This window comes from Candidatus Bathyarchaeota archaeon (assembly GCA_026014685.1).
GTDB lineage: Archaea > Thermoproteota > Bathyarchaeia > Bathyarchaeales > Bathycorpusculaceae > Bathycorpusculum.
Window position 1 is genome coordinate 136,567 of record JAOZHW010000015.1, and the last position, 19,194, is coordinate 155,760.

Below are 19,194 nucleotides of genomic sequence, written 5' to 3' on the forward strand. Positions count from 1 at the left end.
GCGTTATTCTGAAGCTTACGGATACGTTTTCGTATGCGACTTCAAATAAAGAGCTATAGAAAAAATCTCAGTTAAACCAACGATGCAAACTGCGTCTAGTGGACGTTTAATGATTCTAAAAATGGAAAGAAGAGAACCCAGTTAAGGGTTAGGTTTATTCGCCCAGTATTCTTCTGAACGCTGGGAACATTTCTGCAGCGCGTTCACGCATAAGCAGCTCGTAGTACTGGTAGATGATGCCGACGCTGAGCAAGATACCTGTGCCTGTACCGAACGCGCCGAGGAAGTCGCTTATTCCAGCCACTAAACCGACGATTATACCGCCTAAGACGGTGACGACTGGGATGTAGCGTTTAAGGATCTGCTCGATTGGGCGTTCGCTGCGTCGGTAACCGGGGATCTGCATGCCGCTGCTCATGAGTTGTTTGGCAACTTTGCTTGGTCCTAAGCCGCCGACTTCCAGCCAGATAAGCGAGAAGACGGCACAGAAACCGACGAGTATGCCTAAGTATGCTGCTGCGCGGAGTGGGTCAGCGGCGACGCCTTGAATGTTGTGAGGTGAAGTGACCAAGTAAGCTAACCCGCCAACGGGATAAACGTTGGTGGAGCCGTCGCTTACGGTTACGTTGTAGTCGCCTATGATTTGGAAGAACAGGTTAGTGCCAGGCGCAGGTTGACCCATTTGGCTCCACAGTAGCTGCGTAAAGAAGTAGACGTTAGCGAACAATGCACTGGCGAAGATGACTGGGAGGTTGCTGACGTAGAGGAGTTTAATTGGGTATCTGCTGCGGAAGCCCTTGTAGCCTGCGTAGCTCATGGGTAACTCGATTCTGACACCCTGCAAGTAGATGACTATTAGGAATACAGAGATGGTTGCAATGAAACCGACTAGTGAGGGGTAAACGCCGCTTGTGGTACCAAAGACCCATTCAGTAGCCGTCATTGCGCCACCGAGCAACTGCTGCAGTGAACCAAAGAACAAGCCGGTGGGCGGCGAGAACATGCTCCAGACTATGTTTTGAGCTACACCTGCCATGATGAAGAGGCTGATACCGCTACCTAAGCCCCAGCCCTTCTGGACAAGTTCATCCATTAACATAACGATTATGCCTGCGGCTATCAACTGGAAGAAAATCGCCAGCATTACAGGGACACCGATTGCGCCGTACATGCCGCTTAAGATGTATGCGCCTGCTTGGACGCCTGTTAAGACGATGCTGAAGACTTTGCTGGCGGAGGTGAAGAGTCCTCGGTCTTCAGGGTTAGATAGATCGCATTTTATTATGCCTGAACCTGCGAGTAACTGCAGAATTAAACCTGCGGTGACGATGGGGCCGATACCGAGCTCCATGAGGGTGCCTTGGTTTGAGGCAAAGATAACACGTAAGGAACCGAAACGGTCTTGTTGCGCTGAACTGACGCCGTAGAGTGGGATTTCGGTCATTACAAGGAAGATTACTAGGACAAGGGCGGTCCAGAAGATTTTTTCGTTAAAGCTGACTTTGCGTCCAGGCTTTTTGATTTCAGGTAAAACTCTGCCTATTGGTTTGAAGAGGCTGAGAAATCTTCCGGCCATTCAGCTGCTTACTCCTCGGAGGCTTCTACTTCTGCTTCTGGGAGTTCAAGTTTTCCGCCTGCTGCTTCAATTTTTTGCTGGGCGGATTTTGAGGCTGCTTTAACTTGGACGGTTAGGGCTTTGGTGATTTTGCCTGTGCCGAGGAGTTTGGTGTAGCCGAGTTCGGTGAGGTTGATGCTGCTGCCGGTTGCGAGTTGGTCTAGTTTGTGTAGGTTGATGGTTTTTTCTACTCTGTGTTTGCTTTGTGGAGAGGTGAAGCCGTGTTTTCCAAAGTAGTCTGGTTGGCTTGTTACGACTTTGCTCCACAGGTGTTTGTGGCGACCGACTTTACGGTTGCCTTTGCTACCTGAATCGCGGTGTTGTCCTATTCTTCCGTAACCTTGAGTTCTTGAGCCTCTGAATTTCCGTATTTTTCTTAGTTTATGGGGCATGGTGATCTGCTTTTCCTAATGCTGTTGATTCAGCTTTTTTAAGTTTGATTTCTAGCACGCCGTTCTTGTATTTCGTGTGCGTTTCGTCTGGAATCACTACCTTCGGCAAATTTAAACTTTTATAGTATCGGCGCTCTTTTGATTTGGCTGACAGCGTGACTTTTTGATCTTTCACATTAATCTTGAAGGTTTCCTTATTAAAGCCTGCGATTTCGGCTATGATGGTTATGTTGTTGTTGTCCTGGAAAATGTCGATTAGGGGTTTGGGTTCCTCAAACTTTTTCTTAGCGTAACTGCTGGATGTGCGGAAATTGGGAATGGCACTCTTCGCCTTTGGGGTGATTTTGGATTTTTTTGTTTCCCCTAAATCTTTAAGGTCTAACCATTTACGGTTCTTGTTGGTTCTTCTCCATTTTGCACTCGTGTGATGTCCCCCTCCAGATTAACGCATCTCTATGAAGCCATTATAAAACGTATCGCACAGAAAGGGTTAGAAAATCCCTGACCAACACGACGTAGATTAATGCTAAAACTAGCGATAAATACAACCCGCAAGCAGCCAAAGATAGAGCAAAAGTCGATAGTTAGAGAAGGCTTTGTTTTGTTATAGCACCTTATATAAAGCAGTAGAAGAATCTGCACCCGCAACAGTTAGAACCACGCGACCTCTCAGAGCTGACCTCCCCTCCCTTATTTAAAGGCAGAAAAACTCGTTAAGCTATAATTCGACTGTTAACTAAGAAGCCCGTTTTTGGGATTCAATTTGGAGGGATTTGCGTAAATTTTATAACACAAAAACCGCCTGTATTCATTTGAGGATAAGAGTCAAAAAAAAGTTCGCAGGCCAACGCAGGTCACAGGTCTGAGGCAGGCAGAAGCCAAGCGACAAATCAAACTAACCAGCCAATAGCAACCGATCCATATGCTATCAGAAAGAAAATGTAGGGAGAAAGGAAACCGACTCTTGTCCTCTCCCTCCTTTTTCTTACTAAAAGCGTTTATTGCTTGCCACATCCTCCCCGCCCCTTATATAAAGGCCGAAAATTAAATTGAAACTAAGTTGGGTTTGCTGGGGTTTCTGGCAAATGTTTTCTTTAGGAGAAAAGAAAAATGCAAAACCACGAACGCAACATTCATAAATTGAACCAGAAACCCACTCAGCCCCATCTTGGATTTCAAAGAAAAAGGGAGGGAAAGATTTTCACAGGTTTTTCACTTTATGGTCGCTTTCTTGTGACGAGCAATGCAAGTACAACGCCGACAATTGCGATTGCAACGATTATGCCAATAACTGCGGGTATGAAGTATAGATCTGCCATTGATTGTACTGGCTGAATAGGTGTTGGTGTTACGAGTTCATTGACGATTAGGGTTTGGATTTGACTGTTGCTTGCTTTGTGCGTAGAATCTCCTGCCCAGGAAACGGCAACTGACCACTCACCTACTAGGTCAGGAACAAACTTGACTGTAAAGCCTCCGTTGTCGTCAGTTGTAGCGTTTATCGTTAGGGGGTTAGAGCTGTCACCTTTGCTGAAATAGACAGTCATCGGAACTGCACAATGAACTCCATTTATGCTACCTGCAACTGTAACTATTTCACCCTTAAAAATAGTGCTGGGGCGCAGTTCAAACGAGATATCAGTATTCGCTATTGTCATTGGAGCTACTTCTTTCAAACAGTAAAGTTCCCACGTTAATGTTGAAACGTAAAGTTTACCATTATATGGTGTCGGTATTGAATGGAGGTTTGCGCCGCCGCCGCTAAATTGGTAATATGAAAGCTTTTCGCCAGTTAGAGCGTCAACAACGTAGAGGGCACCGTTTTCATTAACGTAGTATATCCTGTTATAAGAATAGGATAGTCCCGGAGCATTGTTTTGTCGCGATAGGTACGTACTCCAGAGTTCTGTTCCATTGAAAAGCATTGAGACAAGTAAGACCAAAAAAGTTTGTTAAATAAACCTTACCGTATTGATATAGCATAGCGCAGTTTTGACTAACGCCAGTTGCCTGTTGTGGAGTCCCTGGATTGACCTCAGTGACGTATGTCCAGATAGTTTGACCTGTTGTAGCGTTTAATCCATAGTTTGTTCTGTAGTTGCTGCGTACAAACACCATGCCAGCACCTATGGTTGCAGGTGCCGAAATGCTTCCGCCTGGAACTGTAACGTTCCAAATTTGCACTCCTGTAGTAGCATTTAGTTTGAAGATATAGCCGGTGGTAACGTACCCTGTTACAACATTCGCTGGAATAAAGAGTTCGTTGCTATGGGTATCGATAGTTGGTGCTACAGAGATCGATGCGGTAGTGTTATAGGCCCAACGCTCAGATCCTGAAGAAGCATCTAAGCAGTAAACTATGCCATTAGCGGTTCCTACGTAGACACAGCCATTCGCAACAATCGGTGAACCAGTCGACCTTCCTGAACCAGCATTCGTTGCCCAAAGTAACGTTCCTCTCGTTGCATCGAGACATAGAACTGTACCGTTTTCTGCACCTGTATACACTTTATTGTTAACGACTGCAAGTGTACTGCTGAAGCCGATTATGCCTGTAGAGTAGTTCCAAATTTGTGCACCAGTGTTTCCGTCAACTGCGTATATAGTTCCATTTATTGTGCCTACGTAACATACGCCATTAACTAGAGTTGGTGATGAGACCATGCCGCCATCTAATTGGATTGTCCAATCGTTTGTTGGTGTTGTAGGTCCATTTCCAAAGGATGTGTGGGAGGGGTCATTGTATTGCATTGCCCAATCTTGGGCAGCGTCACTTATGCACCAAACTTCGTCGAGAGTCCCTGTATCGCCAGTTATTCCCTGACTTGGGAAATTATACCCATATGTGAAGGTACCATTTTTGTACTTTGTAACTTGTGGAGTAAGGTATAGGTTGCCATAAGCGTTGCATTGCATATTGAAAGGGGGTCCGGATTCAACAGGTGCTGACCATATCAGTGTTCCATTGTATGCATCGAAACAATCGAATTTAGAATACGACAGCTTACCTGATATCGGGTCTTGATATTGGTTTTCACCCATCTGTACGTAAACCTTTCCGCCTGCCACAGTTATAATATTTGAGTAACCTATGCCAGGTCCTGAAGCAGACCACACAAGCACTCCTGTAGTAGCATTAATCGCATAAACATTATTGTTTTGGTTGTGCTCAAAGAACATGCCGTATGCAGCAGCGGGAGAAGAAGCAAATTGGTTAAGGTATGGTGTGTTTGGATTGTATTTCCAGATTAGTTCACCAGTTGTTATGTTCCAGCCGTAGAAGTTGCCATTAAGTGATCCAAAGCCCAGCACGCCGTCTATAGCGCTCATACCGTAAGTGAACACGCTGATTTTTGTTGGTGTGACCCAGACGGTGGTGCCTGTTGTTGCATTGATACCTAATAGATATTGATTTGAGGTAGTAAGTACACAGATTCCATTATGTTCTAATGCAACTGTTTCGCTACCATATTTGCCGAAATCTGTCTGGTTTGCTCTAGTCCAGAGCAATGTCGGAGGTTTCGACGCATCAAGTAGGGACCAAGCCTGTAATGTAGGATTAATCATGCTGCCGGTGAAAATAATCTTTAGCGAGGGATCGTAACCTATTCCGTTGAGTTGTGTCAGTCCGTTAAATGTTCCTGCGTCTATCATAAAACCTGGGGGAGCAGTCCATACTATTGTTCCATCGGATATCTTGTATGCATTATTTCCTGCTAAGAAGACGGTGTTGTCAAGTTTAATTATTGAGCCAACAATTGGTTTCTGCCAAATGATCTGACCTGTTCCCGCATCTAAGCAGTATGTAGTGTTTCCGGTACCATAGTAAACAGCGTTATTTTGGACTAAGATTCTGCCACCTATAGCAATGGGTTGTGAGCATACTCCTGGAATGCAAGTTCTCCACGCAATGTTAAAGGAACTGGGACCAGGCCCGTCACTAGCAAAAGACCTAGAGGTATTTCCTGTTGCCTGGCCATAATCATATCGGAGAAGACTGCCAGATATTGTGGTATTTGTTGTTTGACCTTGGGTTGTCATCGGCATATTTGAAAATATCGTTATGACCGAAGATACCACAAGTATTAACAGCATAGCTGCAACTTTTTTTTCATATATTTTTTTCATTTTTCATCTCGCCCAATGTTATTTAGGGGAGTACTATTCGCCACAAAACTTTATAAAATATTGTAAGAAAGAAATTTTCGGACAACTAAGACAAATATAAATAAATTATAAAAGCAATTAAGCATTAAAATTGAAAAAACGGAGAAAGTTGAGATTTGGAAGAAATAACACAGGTATTAAAAGAGTTAGGGTTGACCCAAAAGCAAGCAAAGATTCTTCTAACCCTAAACAAATTTGAGTATGCTACAGTGAAAGACATATCTGAAGCTGCAGATGTCCATCGTCAAGAAGTCTACCAAGTTCTTACAGAGTTACAAAAAATGGGTTTGATAGAAAAAAGAATCGGAACACCTAATCAATATAAGTCCACCACAATTTCTGAAACATTAAATATTTTGCTTCAGAGAAAAAAAGTTGGATGTCAGTTATAGAGAAAAAAACCGCAGAATTGACGAGACACGTCACTCTCGAAAAAATGTCAAAAGAAACTGAGAATGAATTTGTTTTTATATCGGGAATTGAAAGATTCACTCACTTATTGGACAAATGTGCATTCAACGCCCATACAATAGATTGGATTCTTGTATTGGATCATTTTTCATTTCAAATCGCAGACAAATTGAAAGAAAGGGAAAGGAAATACAGGGATGATGTGAAAATAAGGATAGTTACTTCCTCACCAGAAAATCTTTCACCTTTAAAGTTAAAAGGTAAAGATGTTGAGATTCGATTTGTTTCTTTTCCTATCCCAGCAGACATAGCGATTTACAATGGAAATAGGGCACATATAGCGCTTTTTTCAAATCGGAAAAGTACTATGCAAAATGAAGTAGCTGCCTTAACATCAAATAATCCGTGTTACGTACAAGCGATCCAGAACTATTTTGACATATTATGGCAGAACTCAATAACTATTTATGCTTATCCCGAGAGGTAAGTGTATTTTTTTTTAAAAAAAAAATACAGGTGAATGAAACACTGAGACCTTATAGGAAGGTTTCCTATAGAAAGAAAATTAGACAATAGTTGACACAATTATCCGTGAATACTTTCTTTAGTACCACCCTTTTGCAAACCAGCAAAAGGGACTGCAATGGAGGTCTCTTATAGTTCGGGTACGTCGTCGAATTGGTCGACTGGTTTAATCTCAGCATCCGTGCGCAGATAATCTTCGCCGTTAATAGTGACTAGATGCACATCTTGACCTTTCCGCCACTTACCCATCGCAGTCCTAAACACAGTGGAGTAGGTGAGACCTTTTTTGATGTTGGCGATAACTTCTTCTCTTGAAACTATAGCGGTTTCACTGACCATGCTTCCGAAGTCTGAATGTACCTCTAAGGATTCTATGCGGTTCTCGTTAGGGTGTGTTTTTACTGCGGAAACCAAGAAATCTGCCCACTTCTGCAAACAATTCACCAAGCCCGATGATACTTAAAGTATTATTTAATGTTTTTTGCATGATAAATCGACATTACAGGAACAACTTCTAGGTGGTAAGAACAAATATTCAATTTAAATTGCTAAATAATTCAGCTAAAAGAAAGGAGGGGTTGCATGTCATAATCTTTAAGTGGAATGATTATGGTTCACTGTTTGGAAGGGAGAATATTTGAGGGGAAAACAGATTGCAATAGGATTAATCCTTACGCTAAGCGTTGTTTTACTCTGCTACAGTTTATACATTGGTGTTATGATTGGGGCTGACTGGTTCGGCAAAGACGCTGAATTTCAGTGGCACATGAACAACTACATCGTTATGGACGCTAAATACGCCTACAGCATTTTCGGGTTGGCTACGATGGCCATCGGCGGCTTAGCTACAGGGTTAGCGATGGCAGCTTTTTTCACGGTGACTAAAACCAAAAAACACCTCATCATGCTTGTTACGGCTTTTTTTGTAGCCATCGCTATGTCTGGACTTGGTTTTAACACGCTTGACTTTATGCTTGGCTGCTTCTACTGGACCAACATGACTTATCCGCCTCCGGTGCAGGTTCCAGTTTTTGGTGCAGTGGATGTTTGGAATTTCTATTTCTTCTTCTTCGTTGTACCATTATGGTTCAGCGGGTTCCTCATGGGTTCAGCCGCATCATACTACGCGTTCGTGGTTCAACCCAAGCAGGCAGCGGCAGCATACATAGCCAACAGAAAACTTGGCAACTTGATTGCTCACTCAGCGATGCATAAAGATTACTTGGCAGAATCCAAAACCTTCTCAGTAACCAGAAAAATCAGAGAAAACTTTGAAAACACCAACTAATCTTCCTTGTTTTTCATAACTAAACCTAAAGAATACTGGAACAAAACTGAAATCTAAAAAATTAAAGATGGAAACGCAGGTTTAAACCATGCGTTTGACGAGGTCGTTTATGGCTTCGCCGCGGTAACCCGCTTCGCCGCCTACACGGAAAGCGTTTTTGGTTTGACCCTTGTAGCCTTTGCTGGGTGGATGCAGCTTGAAGCGTGGTTCGACGCCTTCGATTTTGCTGTAGACAGTTTTGCAGTTGACTATGGCGTCTGCGAGGTCTTCGATGCTTTTGAATCCGGCTTTCTGGACGAATTCTTCGCTGAGTTTTTTGTTGCCTGCTAAGCGTCCGCGTTTTGTAAGCATTGCTACGACGGTTTCTTTTGTGGGTTCGCCCCAAGTGACATAGTTGTTTACGCGTTGGAGCATGCCTTTGTAGGCTGGTCTGCTGTCGATGATGACTGCGTGGTTAGTGTGTGTTAATCGGAGTAGTTCGAGGGTTTCGCGGGCTTCCTTCATTGCGCTGACAGTGCCGCGTACTCTAACTACTACGAGACATTTGCATTCTTCAGTTTTCTGTTGTGACATGTTTACTTCACCCAATCAGTTGTTGTAATCAAGTTGTAAGTTTTCTTCAAACCGTCAAAGATAGCGTACGCGTATGATGGAACGGTTCTGGTGGAGCCGTAGCTGCGCATCCAGAGGTCTTTAACGCCTGCTAAACCGAGGATGACTTTGGCGACTTCGCTGCTGACTAATCCTAAGCCTCTTGGGCCAGGGATAATTACTGCTCGGACACCACCGCATTTACCTTCAACTTGGAATGGGATGCTGTGTGGTTTACCGCAACCGCATTCCCAACTACCACAGCCCCGTTTAACTGGGATGATGTTTAGTCGGGCGTTTACTGCTGCTTTCTCTATGGCGTTGCGGACTTGGCTTGCTTTGCCTTGACCGAGGCCGATGTAGCCGTCTCGGTTGCCTACTGCGACGATGGCTTTGAAGCGTGATTTTTCGCCTGCGTCAGTTTGTTTCTGTACGAGGTTAACGTTGATGACTTCTTCCTGTAAGTCGGGGATCAGTGAGTCAACGATTTGTGATTCGCTGATTTTTATTCCGCTTAGGAAGACTTCGTCGATGCTTGTGATTTTGCCTTCTTGAACCATTTTGCCCAAGCGAGTTTTTGGTACCCACTGTTCTAGGCTGGCTTGGCGTCTTTCGCTGTCTCTACTTTTATCTCTTTGACTCATTCTTTGTTTTCACCCTTCTTGGTTGCCTTTTTGGCAGGTGCTTTTTCTTTAGCGGGAGCTTTCTCTTTTGCAGCTGCCTTCTTCTTTGGCGCCGCTTTTACTTTAGCTTCTTTAGCTGGAGCTTCTTCAGTGACTTCGGCTTTTTCAGCTTTTGCCGCTTTAGCTTTAGCAGGAGCTTTTTCGGCTTTGGCAGCTTTGGGGGCTTTGGCAGGTTTTTCTGCTGGAACCTCTACTGGCTCAGCTTTAGCTTCAGGTGCTTTTTCTTCAACTTTCGCCTTTGGAGCTTCTTCTTTAGCAGCTGGAGCTGGTTGAGGAGCTTTCTCCTTTACTGGAGCTGGAGCCTCTGGCGCTTTGGCTGGAGGAGCCTTTTCCTTTGGTGGAGCAGCTTTCTCCTTTACAGGTGCAGGTTTAGCAGATGCTTTTTTCGGTTTAGCTTCAGGTTCGGGAGCAATAGTTATTCCTTTGAAGGCTGCGGCTATGGCGGCTTTAACTGCGCGGTAGTGTTCAGGAAGCTTTTCTGGCGCGACCTCTGCAGCGAGAAACTTGGAGAATTTGGCTTTGTACTCATCAGAGCCTACACCTAATTCTTCAGCATAAGTTGCTATGTGGTCACCCTTGTTGCGGTCCGCCACGATTTTTTCTTCACCATGAGGTACCTCAACGCCTGCGTCGAGAACACCATTGAGAACAGCGAAGACTTTGCTGCCTTTGGTTGGGATAACCATGCCGATGTCGAGGATAGCTTGGTTTATGCCTGCCGATTTGGCTTTCAACCCGCAGAGCAAACCTGTCAGGTAAGCTGCGGGGATGTTGCCTGTGGCGGCTTTCCAACCGTATTTCTTGATGAGTTCACGGCTGTTAGCGGATACAAGGGTTTGATCGCCGATTGCTTTAGCGACGATTATCTGTGCTGATACGTTTTTAAGTGATGGACGCACGACAAGGCGGGGTTTACCTGAAATAACCATAGCTTTACGGGCTTGGTAATCAGTTTTACCTGCACGTCTGCGTCTGAGTTGTACTCGGTAGTGTGCACTTTTTGCCATCTTAACGTTTCCTCCACTGATCGTTTGCTTTTAGGTTGCGTTCCATTTCGGCTATGGATTGGAATCTGCCACTGCCAGCCATACGGTAGTATTGAGTGTAGGTGGCTTCGGTGATTACTCGGCTTGCTTTGAGCTCGCGGAGTTTTCGTCGCAATGATCGGATTCTGATCATCCAAGCGTCTTTCTTGGTAACCTTTGCGTAGCCTGCGCCTTTGACGCTGCCTGGTCCGCTGCGTCGTCCAAGGCGTTTTTTGCCTCGGATGGTTTTTGCGCGTGAGCGGCTTACGCCCTTTTCAGGTAATGAAACGATGACTTTTTCGTGAATGAGTTTTCTGACTTCTTCACGTGTGATTGCGCCTTCAACGTCGTCTATGCGTTCAGGGTCTATCCAAACGCGGTTTTGGCCAACTTTGAGAATTTGAGCGGCTAGACGTCTCTGTCCACTTAGGTTGGTCATTGTTTGTCTTCTCCTTTCTTAGGTTTTGATTTCTCTTTTTTTGCTTCTTTCTTCTTGGGTGCAGCTTTGTCTTTTTTGGGCTTCTTTTCTTTAGTTTCTTTTTCTTCTTCTTTGCTTTCCGCTGCTTCTTCAGTTTCCTCTTCTTCGGCTTCTTCTTCGGTTTCCGCCGTTAGTTTGAGGTTGAGGATTTTGAGGTTAAGTTCTTTAGCTTTAGCGATGATTTCTGCACGTTTACGTTTGCCTACAGTGTGGGCTATGCGAACTGCCTGAGTGTTAACGTCGATGCCAGCTAGGTCAGCTACGTTGTAAACTATGACTTCTTCGTAGCCAGAGGGATGAAGGAATCGGGCAACTTTTGGTCCCTTATAACCCATGCTGGGTCCTGGAGGCCAACCCTTGATTTTTCGGCGGATTTTGTTGTCGAGTCCGCGTGGGCGACGCCAACTGGTGCTGAAGCGGTCAAAGCGCCAGCTTTCAGCGCGTACGAATTTGGGCTTCTTGTTTCTGGCGCGTGCCCTAACTTGGAGTGCTTTTCGTGATGGAGTAATTTTCTTTTCGCTCATTATGCCATTCCTTCGTTACGTTCATAAGTGTATAAACCGTCAAGGAAGACTCGCGGGTCTTTTCGGCGCACCTTGGTGGATTGCTCGATGTTGGCGGCGGTTTGGCTGACGTCTTCTAGGTTTGCGCCTTGTAGGATGATGTCTTCTGCTTCGATTTTGACTTTGACGTCGCCGAGGATTTTGACGCTGCGTGGTCTGCGTTCACCGGTAAAGTTTTCGATAAGGACGTTTCTGCCTTGAAGTTTGACGGATATTGGGAAGTGTGAGAAGACGATTTTCATCTTGTATGTGTAGCCTTTGGTAACGCCTGTAATCATGTTGTTTATGTGTGAGTAGATGGTTCCTACCAGAGCGGTTTCCTTTTTGCGTGGCCACTTAGCCGAAATTCGAACGGTTTTGCCTTGGCATTCAATGGCTACTGGAGCATAAGAGAAGTCGCGTGTTAGGTTACCCTTCGCACCTTTAACGTTGACTGTTTTGCCGACTACGTTGAGTGTTACGTCGTCTGGAACTTGAATGGTTCGGGATACTTCTGGAAGCCGCATAAAACGTTTCTCTCCTAGTACACGAAGGCTAAGAGCCTTCCTCCGATGTTCTTTTCTTCAGCATCCTTGTGAGCGATGACGCCTTGAGATGTTGAGACAACCATGATGCCGACGTCGCGGGAGGGAAGGAATTTCTTTTCCCAGTCCTCGTACTCGTCGGCTTTAACTGCAAAGCGTGGCTTTACGGGGCCGCACTTGTTGATTCTGCCGAGGAGTTGGACTTTGAATTTCCCTTGACGTCCGTCATCGATGAATTCGAATTCGCCTATGTAACCGTTTACTTGCATGATGCGTAGAACTCGCCCCAGTAGTTTAGAGGCAGGGCTAATGATGCATTCGCGTTTGTTGCGTGTTTCGTTGTTTATGATGGTTACGAGACCATTTGTTAAAGTGTCCATTTTCTTTCTTTTAGCTCCTACTCATATTTCTTGAAACCTAATTTTGGGGCAGCCTCTCTAAAACAGTGCCTACATAAATATAAATTGTAACGTCGAATAACGGGGCCGTATGAACCGCATCTTTGACATGGACGTGAACCTTTGCCGTATTTTCGTTCTTTCTTGACTTGCTGTTTTCCCATACATTCACACTCTGTTTTAGACGATTTCGACTCCTAAGGTTTGTTTAATGAAGAGAATCGATTCTTCAGGGGTCAGGACATGCTTTGGACCGATGGATTTGCTTTGGCGCTTTCTGGTTTTTACTCGTTGACCAGGACGGTTGACAGTGACGCAGATGTCCATTCCGAAGATGCCGATTTCAGGGTCATATTTGACGCCTGGAATTTCGATGTGTTCTTTGAGGCCGAAGCTAAAGTTACCACGTACATCGAACGCTCGTCTGGCGAGTTTGTTGTCGACAACTGGAAAGACCTTCTTGAGGAAGTCAATTGCTTCCTGCTTGCGCAAGGTCACAACCACCGCGATGGATTCACCTTCACGTATACCGAAGTCGCGGATGGTAGCTTTGGCTTTCTTTTTAACCGGGTTGCGTCCGGTGATTTCTTTGAGGACTTTGTTAGCTTTCTCTAGTGGTTCGCCTGATTTGCCGACGTTGAGGTTTACGACGACTTTTTCGATGCGGGGTTTAAGCATCGGGTGTTGTTCCCAGTTCTGCAGGATCGCTTCTTCAGACAACGTTTAGTGCCTCCAGCGTGTTAATCATTGGCGCAGCTTCTCCGATTGAGAACACAAAGTCTAAGATGGTTTGGTAGCGTGCTCCGTTTTGGTCTTCGATGATGACTAGGGCTTGGCGACGTTTTTTGGCTTCGGTTTTTTCGATTTCAACGATTTTGCCCATTTTGCCGACGTTCTTTCCACCTGTGATAACTGCCAAGTTGCCTTCTTTGATTTTCAATGTTTCAACAACTTGTTTTTCTGGGTATGAGACTTTGAGTACGTCGAATGTGTCGTAGGTTACTTCAACGGGGTTCTTTGGGTCAGCTACTTTAACAAGAATGACAGAGCCGTCGTGAACTGCGATTTGTACACCGTTGTGGACAGTGGATTTGTTTTCGACTCTAAGCAAAGAAAAGTTAGATTCTTCTTTGCTTATTGGAGCCAGATACAATCCCTTGTGAGACGGCATAACACGGTAGTATTTGTTGCTTTCAGGTAAAGAGATAACATCCATTAAACCAACAGGGATATCGTCTTTTTTGTAGACTTTACCGTTAACTAGAACCTTGCCGTGTGTAAGTATGATTTTGCCTTCTTTTCTTGTTTCAGCAACACCTAGCATATCACGCAACACTAGGGTCAGTGGAACACATTTATGCAGTGAATGTGAACCTGAAGAGGGCTTAACAACCCACGGTTTCTCTTTTCTGTGAATTTGCCAGAATGCTGGTGCTGGCTTACGTTTCAGCCTTGCAGTTTTTCCTTTTTTACCCAATTTATTGTCCTCCTTCTTCAGAGGCTTCTTCCGCTACCTTTTCAGGTGCAGCTTCTTTTTCCTCTGTTTGTTTCTTTGCTGCCTTGGCTTTTGCTGCGGGCTTTGCCTTGGCTGCTTTCTTTGCTGGGGCAGTTTTGCGTCCCAGTATGGTTTCCTTGCGGTATTTATCGTCAAGGTTTAAGGTGCGAATTTGAACTTTAGATGGATGAACACCTAGGAAGATGTTTGTTCCATCTACTTTTTCGCGTGTTAAACCTTCCATGTAGATGCGGTATGCTTTGAGGTCTACACGCGAAACTTTGCCCTCGAATCCTTTGTTGTCGCCGCGTAAGATGCGTACAGTGTCGCCTTTGCGGACTGGGAGGGTTTTTGCTCCTTTCTGGGCTGCGAGTTCACTTGACAGTGGTGCAGCCATCATTTTGTGCCGTTTGTGAGCTGGAGCGTTGTAGACCATTTTTCTTTGTTTACTAGGATTTTTAACTTGCATTCTTTACACCTACACGATTATGCTGGAGGCGCTTGCGATTCTTGGCCAGCGTTCAGCGGCTTCTCTTGCTACTGGACCGCGGATTTCTGAGCCTTTCATTTCGCCTTCAGGAGTAATGATTACTGCCGCGTTATCTTCAAATTGAACCCAGACGCCATCCACTCTTCGGAATGCACGTCTTTGTCTGACGATGATTGCTTGGAAGATTTTTTTACGCATGTCTGGTGAGCCTTGGCGTACTGAAACGGTTACTCTGTCGCCGACAGTGGCGGTTGGGTAACGTCTGAGTCTTCCTTTGTAACCCATTGCTTGAATTAAGCGTAGAACGCGTGCACCTGTGTTGTCGGCGCATCGGAGTTCTGAGCCTGCAACTAGTCCGCGGCTAAGTTTTTGGCCGTGGGACATCATGCCTTTGGCGATTAAGCCTCTTCCTTTTGCTTTCGCTGCACACATATTATCGTTCCTCTCCTACTTTCTCAACGACCACAAAAGAAACTGTTTTGCTGAGTGGTCTGCACTCGGCGATTTTTACGCGGTCGCCTTCTTTGACGTCAATGCAGGGGGGGTTGTGTGATGGGATGTGTCCGTGTCTGCGTTCGTATCGTACGAACTTTGAGGAGAACTGTGTGAATTCTCTGTCAACGATAACGGTTTTGTCCATCTTTGCTGAGTGAACTACGCCCTCCAGTACACGTCCGCGGACTGCGAGTGTGCCGTGGAATGGGCAGTTTTTGTCGTCACAGGTCTTTTTTGGTTGCTTAAAAGTCATCGACATATTACCATAGCCTCTTTACGCTTTTCTTTAGCCGATCTTCTGAGCGGCCGACTAATAGTTTACCGTCAATCTCAACGACTGTACCGTCGCTGAAAGTGAAATCGAAAGTTGCAGCTTCCTTGATTACGCTGCGGGTTCTTCCTTCACGTTGGAGAAGGAAAGTGTTTCTTGTTTCCCCTACCACTAAGCCGCCGACGCCCATAAGGTTCATGTTTGGGCTTTGGGCGACTACGCCTTTGGCTCCGATGAATTCGTAACGGATTATGTCAGGGGTTATTTTCATTCGGGAGTTTTCTCCTCAGTTGCTTCTTTTTTGGGCTTTGCTTTTTTTGCTGGCTTTTGCTCTTTCTTTTCTGGTGCTGAGGGTGCCTTGCGTAGCCCAAGGGCTTGTTCGTTTTGTACGGTTAGGATTTGCGCGATGGTTTTGCGTAGTTGGCGTATGCGGGTTGGGTTTTCAACTGCGCCTCCTGCGTTAACCATGGTGCGTATGCGTGCAAGTTCCACGCGTAAATCGATTAATCGCTGTTCACGTGCTTCTGGTGAGAGAGCTTCGATCTCTTTCATGCGCATGATTGGAGCCATTTACTGTTTTTCCTCCGCGGGTTTTTCTTCAGTTTTAGGTGCAGCTTCAGCTTTAGGTTCATCTTTGACTTCTTTTGTTTCGGCTGCGGGGGCTTGTTCTGGTGCTGCGGGTTCAGTTGCAGGCGCAGGGGTTGGAGCTGGTGCTGCTGCGACTTGTGGAGCGGGTGGTGCAGCGATTTCTTCTTTTGGTTCAGGTGCCATGATTGTGACTTTGTCTGGGAAGTATGCGTCTGGAGGCATGATTTTCACGCGGACACCGATCATGCCTGGTTTGAGTTGGACGTGTACTTCTGCTGTTTTCATCGCGCGTAAGGCGGGTTCACCAACGATTGGGTAGTGTCCTGCGCGGAATTTTTCGAAGCGTGCACGTTCAGTGGTAAGTTTTCCGCTGATGACGATTTCGCATCCGAGTGCACCTGCTTCCATGACTTGGTTAAGTGCCCAGAAACCTGCGCGTCGGAAGTGTACACCACGCTCTAAAGCGGATGCAACGCGGTTTGCGACGACGTGAGCGTTGAATTCTGGAACTTCAATTTCTGAAACCGAAATCTGTGGGTTAGCAACTTTAAAGTTGTGTTCCAGTGAAGCGGCGAGTTCTTTGATGGTTTCTCCGCCTCTGCCGATAACTAAGCCTGGGCGCATAGCGTAGATGACTACGTGGGTGCCCAAGGGTGTTTTGGATAAGTTTACTCCGCCATATCCGGCTCTTTCAAGTTTTTTTTGCAGAAACTCATCAATTTCTGTTCGTTTAATGGATTCTGTTATAAAACGTTTGACTATGCTCATTTACTGTTCTCCTGAGGTGGCTTTTTCTTCGAGCACGATTTCAACGTGGGTTAAGACGTCATATTTCGGTGATGCTCGGCCGTGTGCTCTTGGGGTGTAACGCTTTAGTTTAACGCCCTGATATGCAGCGCTATGCATGACTCTGAGGCGATCCACATCTAGGCCCTTGTTTTCGGCGTTGGCTTGAGCTGCCTGCAATACGCGGAGGACTTGTTCAGCGGTTTTTACAGGGTACCTGCCGACGCAGCGTTTTTGCATACCGCCTTTGTGGCCTAATTTTTTAGTGAATCGTGTGTATGGGACTGGCCTTTTTTTGGCTACTACGTCGCGGAGGAAATCTTTGGCCTGTGCAAGATCCATGCCTTTGATGGCTTTGGCGACCTCGCGTGCAGCTTTGTGGGATATTTTGAGTTCTCTTCCGCTGGCTTTCGCTGTTTTTTCTGGATTAAGCATTTCGTTGATTATTGAGTAGCCCCATTTTGGCATTATTATTTCTCCGATGCGCAATCAAACACGTAAAAGCAATTTATATGGCTTTCCGTATCACAACTAAGATTTTACTCTAAACTGAGCAAGTGGTTGTTCCGGCGAAGGAACTATTCGAACGCCATGAGGTGTATAGTTTCACGATTACATTTACTCTTTTATAGTTTACCCAAAAAACTCGGGTTGCCGCGGAGTTCTAGGTGTTTTTAGGTTTTTTCGTTAGTTGTTGTTGGTGGAAAGTCGCTATACACAACAACCAGTGGGCTTGGCTTTGGTTTCTGTTTTGGTTTGGGCTGGTTTTAGCGGTTGCAGGCTGGTTGTGGATAGTGGCACAATTAGATTGGGTTTGTGTCTCAAACAGGCCTGCTGCCAATTTGGGCATAACTTAAAGAGCATGCGACCCCACTCAAACGCAGGTATAACCTTGAAAAACTGGAAAACCATCGGAAAAATAGCCACCTTCTTTGCCATCGCAACCTTCGTTTTCACCGCTTTCCAAGCCGCAACAACATACCTCCTACTCGCATTGTACAGCACCGGCGCCCCCGCAGAATACATCATCCTATACGTCCTCAACACCATAACACCTTACCTGGTAATTGCAGTGCTCTCACTAATCGTTGCAGTCATGGCTAAAGGAGAAGGAGAAGAACAGCAACAAGAAGAAGCATTACCTCAAGAGGAAGAAGAACAAACCCCAGAGGTCAATGCCTAAATTTTTCTACCCCCACTTACGGGATTTTTGCGATGCGTTTATTTCAGTCATTTAGGGTAGTCTATTCAAGCAAAAAACCCCAAAGAGCCCGATAAACCATGGAAAAAACTGAGAAAATCACTATGTTGCATGGCGCAGGAGGCACCGTCATGCATGACCTCGTCAAAAACTACATCGTAAAAGCGTTTGGCGGCATCGGCAACGCGGAAGTTCCCCTTGAAGCCATGGACGACGCAGCAGTCGTCGGCGACATAGTTTTCAAAAGTGATTCCCACGCAGTGAAACCCATCTTTTTCCCCGGCGGAGACATCGGGCGCATAGCCATCTCAGGCACTGTCAACGACATCAGCTGTTTGGGTGCGCAGCCGTTTGCGTTGGCGTGTGGGCTTGTTTTGGAGGAGGGGTTGGCGCTTTCGGATTTAGAGCGCATCCTCGCAAGCATGCGGGAAGCGTGCCTGGAAGCCGACGTGGGCATCGTCACAGGCGACACTAAAGTCGTCGAAAGGGGCGCGTTAGGCGGCTGTGTTATGAATGTTTCAGGCATCGGTAAACGCACCCCTGCTTTAGATCACAACCTCACAATAGTCAAGAAAAAACGGGAACTCAACGCCCGCTGGACATTGGATTCAAACCTTGCCGCAGGAGACAAAATCATCCTATTGGGCGCTATAGGGGACCATGGAATCGCTGTGCTTTCGGCGCAGCAGGGGCTAAAGTTTGGCAGCGAAATCAAATCCGACGTTAAACCCCTAAACCGCATGGCACAGGCGCTCCTCGGCGAGGTAGGCGGGGTTGTCGCCATGAAAGACCCCACCCGTGGGGGTTTGGCAGATGCGCTAAACGAGTGGACAGAAAAATCCCACATCGGCATCTTAACCCACGAAGACAAAATCCCCATCCACCCAGACGTGCAAGCTGCGTGCGAAATGCTCGGCTTGGACCCGCTTGAAATCGGTAACGAAGGTAAACTCATCATAGGAGTCATCCCAGAAAAAGCACAGGAAGCGCTAGAGTTTCTGCGGGGAACCCCTCAGGGCAGAGAGGCACAGATAATTGGGGAAGCTACGGCGGAGTTTAGGAGGGTTGCGATGCAGACGGCGGTTGGAGGAAAGCGGATTATTGCTCGTCCAGTGGGTGACCCTGTGCCGCGCATCTGCTGATGAATCGAGTGCGTGTTCCTTAGCCCAAATCAGGGTATTTTGCAAAAATTAATAAAAAACATACGC

The 19,194-nt window shown here is 45.9% G+C and carries 24 protein-coding genes and 3 pseudogenes; 5 read left to right on the forward strand and 22 right to left on the reverse strand.

Annotated features, from left to right (window positions below):
• Positions 1–154: 154 nt before the first annotated feature.
• The 4 genes from secY to NWE96_10520 all read right to left on the reverse strand — a co-directional run bounded on the left by secY (position 155) and on the right by NWE96_10520 (position 6,135).
• On the reverse strand, positions 155–1,576 hold the full coding sequence (secY, locus tag NWE96_10505) for a preprotein translocase subunit SecY (protein ID MCW3984406.1): 1,422 nt from the start codon (positions 1,574–1,576) through the stop codon (positions 155–157).
• A gap of 8 nt (positions 1,577–1,584) precedes the next feature.
• Positions 1,585–2,007: a 50S ribosomal protein L15 gene (locus tag NWE96_10510; protein ID MCW3984407.1), complete on the reverse strand. Its 423-nt coding sequence runs from the start codon at positions 2,005–2,007 to the stop codon at positions 1,585–1,587.
• Between the two features lie 1,217 nt (positions 2,008–3,224).
• Positions 3,225–3,665: an Ig-like domain-containing protein gene (locus NWE96_10515; GenBank protein ID MCW3984408.1), complete on the reverse strand. Its 441-nt coding sequence runs from the start codon at positions 3,663–3,665 to the stop codon at positions 3,225–3,227.
• A gap of 187 nt (positions 3,666–3,852) precedes the next feature.
• A complete protein-coding gene (locus NWE96_10520; protein MCW3984409.1) occupies positions 3,853–6,135 on the reverse strand; it encodes a PQQ-binding-like beta-propeller repeat protein in 2,283 nt (760 codons plus the stop codon).
• Between the two features lie 155 nt (positions 6,136–6,290).
• On the opposite strand from NWE96_10520, the gene NWE96_10525 reads away from it, so the two are divergent.
• A complete protein-coding gene (locus tag NWE96_10525) occupies positions 6,291–6,566 on the forward strand; it encodes a DUF2250 domain-containing protein (GenBank protein ID MCW3984410.1) in 276 nt (91 codons plus the stop codon).
• A complete protein-coding gene (locus NWE96_10530; GenBank protein ID MCW3984411.1) occupies positions 6,554–7,072 on the forward strand; it encodes a hypothetical protein in 519 nt (172 codons plus the stop codon). The genes NWE96_10525 and NWE96_10530 overlap by 13 nt, the downstream gene beginning before the upstream one ends.
• Before the next feature lie 167 nt (positions 7,073–7,239).
• Here NWE96_10530 and NWE96_10535 read toward each other — a convergent pair whose 3' ends face one another.
• On the reverse strand, positions 7,240–7,545 hold the full coding sequence (locus tag NWE96_10535; GenBank protein ID MCW3984412.1) for a hypothetical protein: 306 nt from the start codon (positions 7,543–7,545) through the stop codon (positions 7,240–7,242).
• A gap of 283 nt (positions 7,546–7,828) precedes the next feature.
• Between NWE96_10535 and NWE96_10540 the strand changes: the two genes are divergently transcribed.
• Positions 7,829–8,398, forward strand: coding sequence for a hypothetical protein (locus tag NWE96_10540; protein ID MCW3984413.1), 570 nt, complete (start codon positions 7,829–7,831; stop codon positions 8,396–8,398).
• 81 nt (positions 8,399–8,479) lie between these two features.
• Here NWE96_10540 and NWE96_10545 read toward each other — a convergent pair whose 3' ends face one another.
• The 17 genes and pseudogenes from NWE96_10545 to rplV form a co-directional block, all read right to left on the reverse strand.
• On the reverse strand, positions 8,480–8,971 hold the full coding sequence (locus tag NWE96_10545; protein MCW3984414.1) for a 50S ribosomal protein L30: 492 nt from the start codon (positions 8,969–8,971) through the stop codon (positions 8,480–8,482).
• Positions 8,972–8,973: 2 nt separating this feature from the next.
• On the reverse strand, positions 8,974–9,633 hold the full coding sequence (locus tag NWE96_10550) for a 30S ribosomal protein S5 (GenBank protein MCW3984415.1): 660 nt from the start codon (positions 9,631–9,633) through the stop codon (positions 8,974–8,976).
• A 458-nt stretch (positions 9,634–10,091) separates the two neighbouring features.
• Positions 10,092–10,679: pseudogene (locus NWE96_10555) on the reverse strand (50S ribosomal protein L18).
• A gap of 1 nt (position 10,680) precedes the next feature.
• On the reverse strand, positions 10,681–11,136 hold the full coding sequence (locus NWE96_10560; protein MCW3984416.1) for a 50S ribosomal protein L19e: 456 nt from the start codon (positions 11,134–11,136) through the stop codon (positions 10,681–10,683).
• A gap of 170 nt (positions 11,137–11,306) precedes the next feature.
• Positions 11,307–11,699: pseudogene (locus NWE96_10565) on the reverse strand (50S ribosomal protein L32e).
• Positions 11,699–12,244: a 50S ribosomal protein L6 gene (locus NWE96_10570; GenBank protein MCW3984417.1), complete on the reverse strand. Its 546-nt coding sequence runs from the start codon at positions 12,242–12,244 to the stop codon at positions 11,699–11,701. The pseudogene NWE96_10565 and the gene NWE96_10570 overlap by 1 nt, the downstream one beginning before the upstream one ends.
• A gap of 14 nt (positions 12,245–12,258) precedes the next feature.
• Positions 12,259–12,642 (reverse strand): 30S ribosomal protein S8, encoded by a 384-nt coding sequence (locus NWE96_10575; GenBank protein MCW3984418.1) that lies wholly within the window; start codon positions 12,640–12,642, stop codon positions 12,259–12,261.
• 17 nt (positions 12,643–12,659) lie between these two features.
• Complete coding sequence (locus NWE96_10580) at positions 12,660–12,824, reverse strand: 30S ribosomal protein S14 (GenBank protein ID MCW3984419.1); 165 nt, start codon at positions 12,822–12,824, stop codon at positions 12,660–12,662.
• Between the two features lie 16 nt (positions 12,825–12,840).
• Positions 12,841–13,380, reverse strand: a complete 540-nt coding sequence (locus NWE96_10585) for a 50S ribosomal protein L5 (protein ID MCW3984420.1) — start codon at positions 13,378–13,380, stop codon at positions 12,841–12,843.
• Complete coding sequence (locus NWE96_10590; protein ID MCW3984421.1) at positions 13,373–14,137, reverse strand: 30S ribosomal protein S4e; 765 nt, start codon at positions 14,135–14,137, stop codon at positions 13,373–13,375. The genes NWE96_10585 and NWE96_10590 overlap by 8 nt, the downstream gene beginning before the upstream one ends.
• 133 nt (positions 14,138–14,270) lie before the next feature.
• Positions 14,271–14,624: pseudogene (rplX, locus tag NWE96_10595) on the reverse strand (50S ribosomal protein L24).
• Between the two features lie 9 nt (positions 14,625–14,633).
• The gene (locus NWE96_10600; GenBank protein ID MCW3984422.1) at positions 14,634–15,032 is read right to left on the reverse strand and encodes a 50S ribosomal protein L14; all 399 of its coding nucleotides are present in this window, start codon (positions 15,030–15,032) and stop codon (positions 14,634–14,636) included.
• A 46-nt stretch (positions 15,033–15,078) separates the two neighbouring features.
• Positions 15,079–15,393 carry a 30S ribosomal protein S17 gene (locus NWE96_10605; GenBank protein ID MCW3984423.1) on the reverse strand — a complete coding sequence of 105 codons (315 nt, stop codon included), beginning with the start codon at positions 15,391–15,393 and terminating at the stop codon, positions 15,079–15,081.
• Between the two features lie 7 nt (positions 15,394–15,400).
• Positions 15,401–15,682 carry a ribonuclease P protein subunit gene (locus NWE96_10610; GenBank protein MCW3984424.1) on the reverse strand — a complete coding sequence of 94 codons (282 nt, stop codon included), beginning with the start codon at positions 15,680–15,682 and terminating at the stop codon, positions 15,401–15,403.
• Positions 15,679–15,981, reverse strand: coding sequence for a 50S ribosomal protein L29 (gene rpmC / locus NWE96_10615; protein MCW3984425.1), 303 nt, complete (start codon positions 15,979–15,981; stop codon positions 15,679–15,681). Before rpmC ends, NWE96_10610 begins: the two co-directional genes overlap by 4 nt.
• Positions 15,982–16,767 carry a 30S ribosomal protein S3 gene (locus tag NWE96_10620; GenBank protein MCW3984426.1) on the reverse strand — a complete coding sequence of 262 codons (786 nt, stop codon included), beginning with the start codon at positions 16,765–16,767 and terminating at the stop codon, positions 15,982–15,984.
• The gene (rplV, locus tag NWE96_10625) at positions 16,768–17,253 is read right to left on the reverse strand and encodes a 50S ribosomal protein L22 (protein ID MCW3984427.1); all 486 of its coding nucleotides are present in this window, start codon (positions 17,251–17,253) and stop codon (positions 16,768–16,770) included.
• Between the two features lie 424 nt (positions 17,254–17,677).
• Between rplV and NWE96_10630 the strand changes: the two genes are divergently transcribed.
• Complete coding sequence (locus NWE96_10630; GenBank protein MCW3984428.1) at positions 17,678–17,968, forward strand: hypothetical protein; 291 nt, start codon at positions 17,678–17,680, stop codon at positions 17,966–17,968.
• A gap of 98 nt (positions 17,969–18,066) precedes the next feature.
• The gene (gene hypE, locus NWE96_10635; GenBank protein ID MCW3984429.1) at positions 18,067–19,128 is read left to right on the forward strand and encodes a hydrogenase expression/formation protein HypE; all 1,062 of its coding nucleotides are present in this window, start codon (positions 18,067–18,069) and stop codon (positions 19,126–19,128) included.
• The last annotated feature ends 66 nt before the right edge of the window (positions 19,129–19,194 follow it).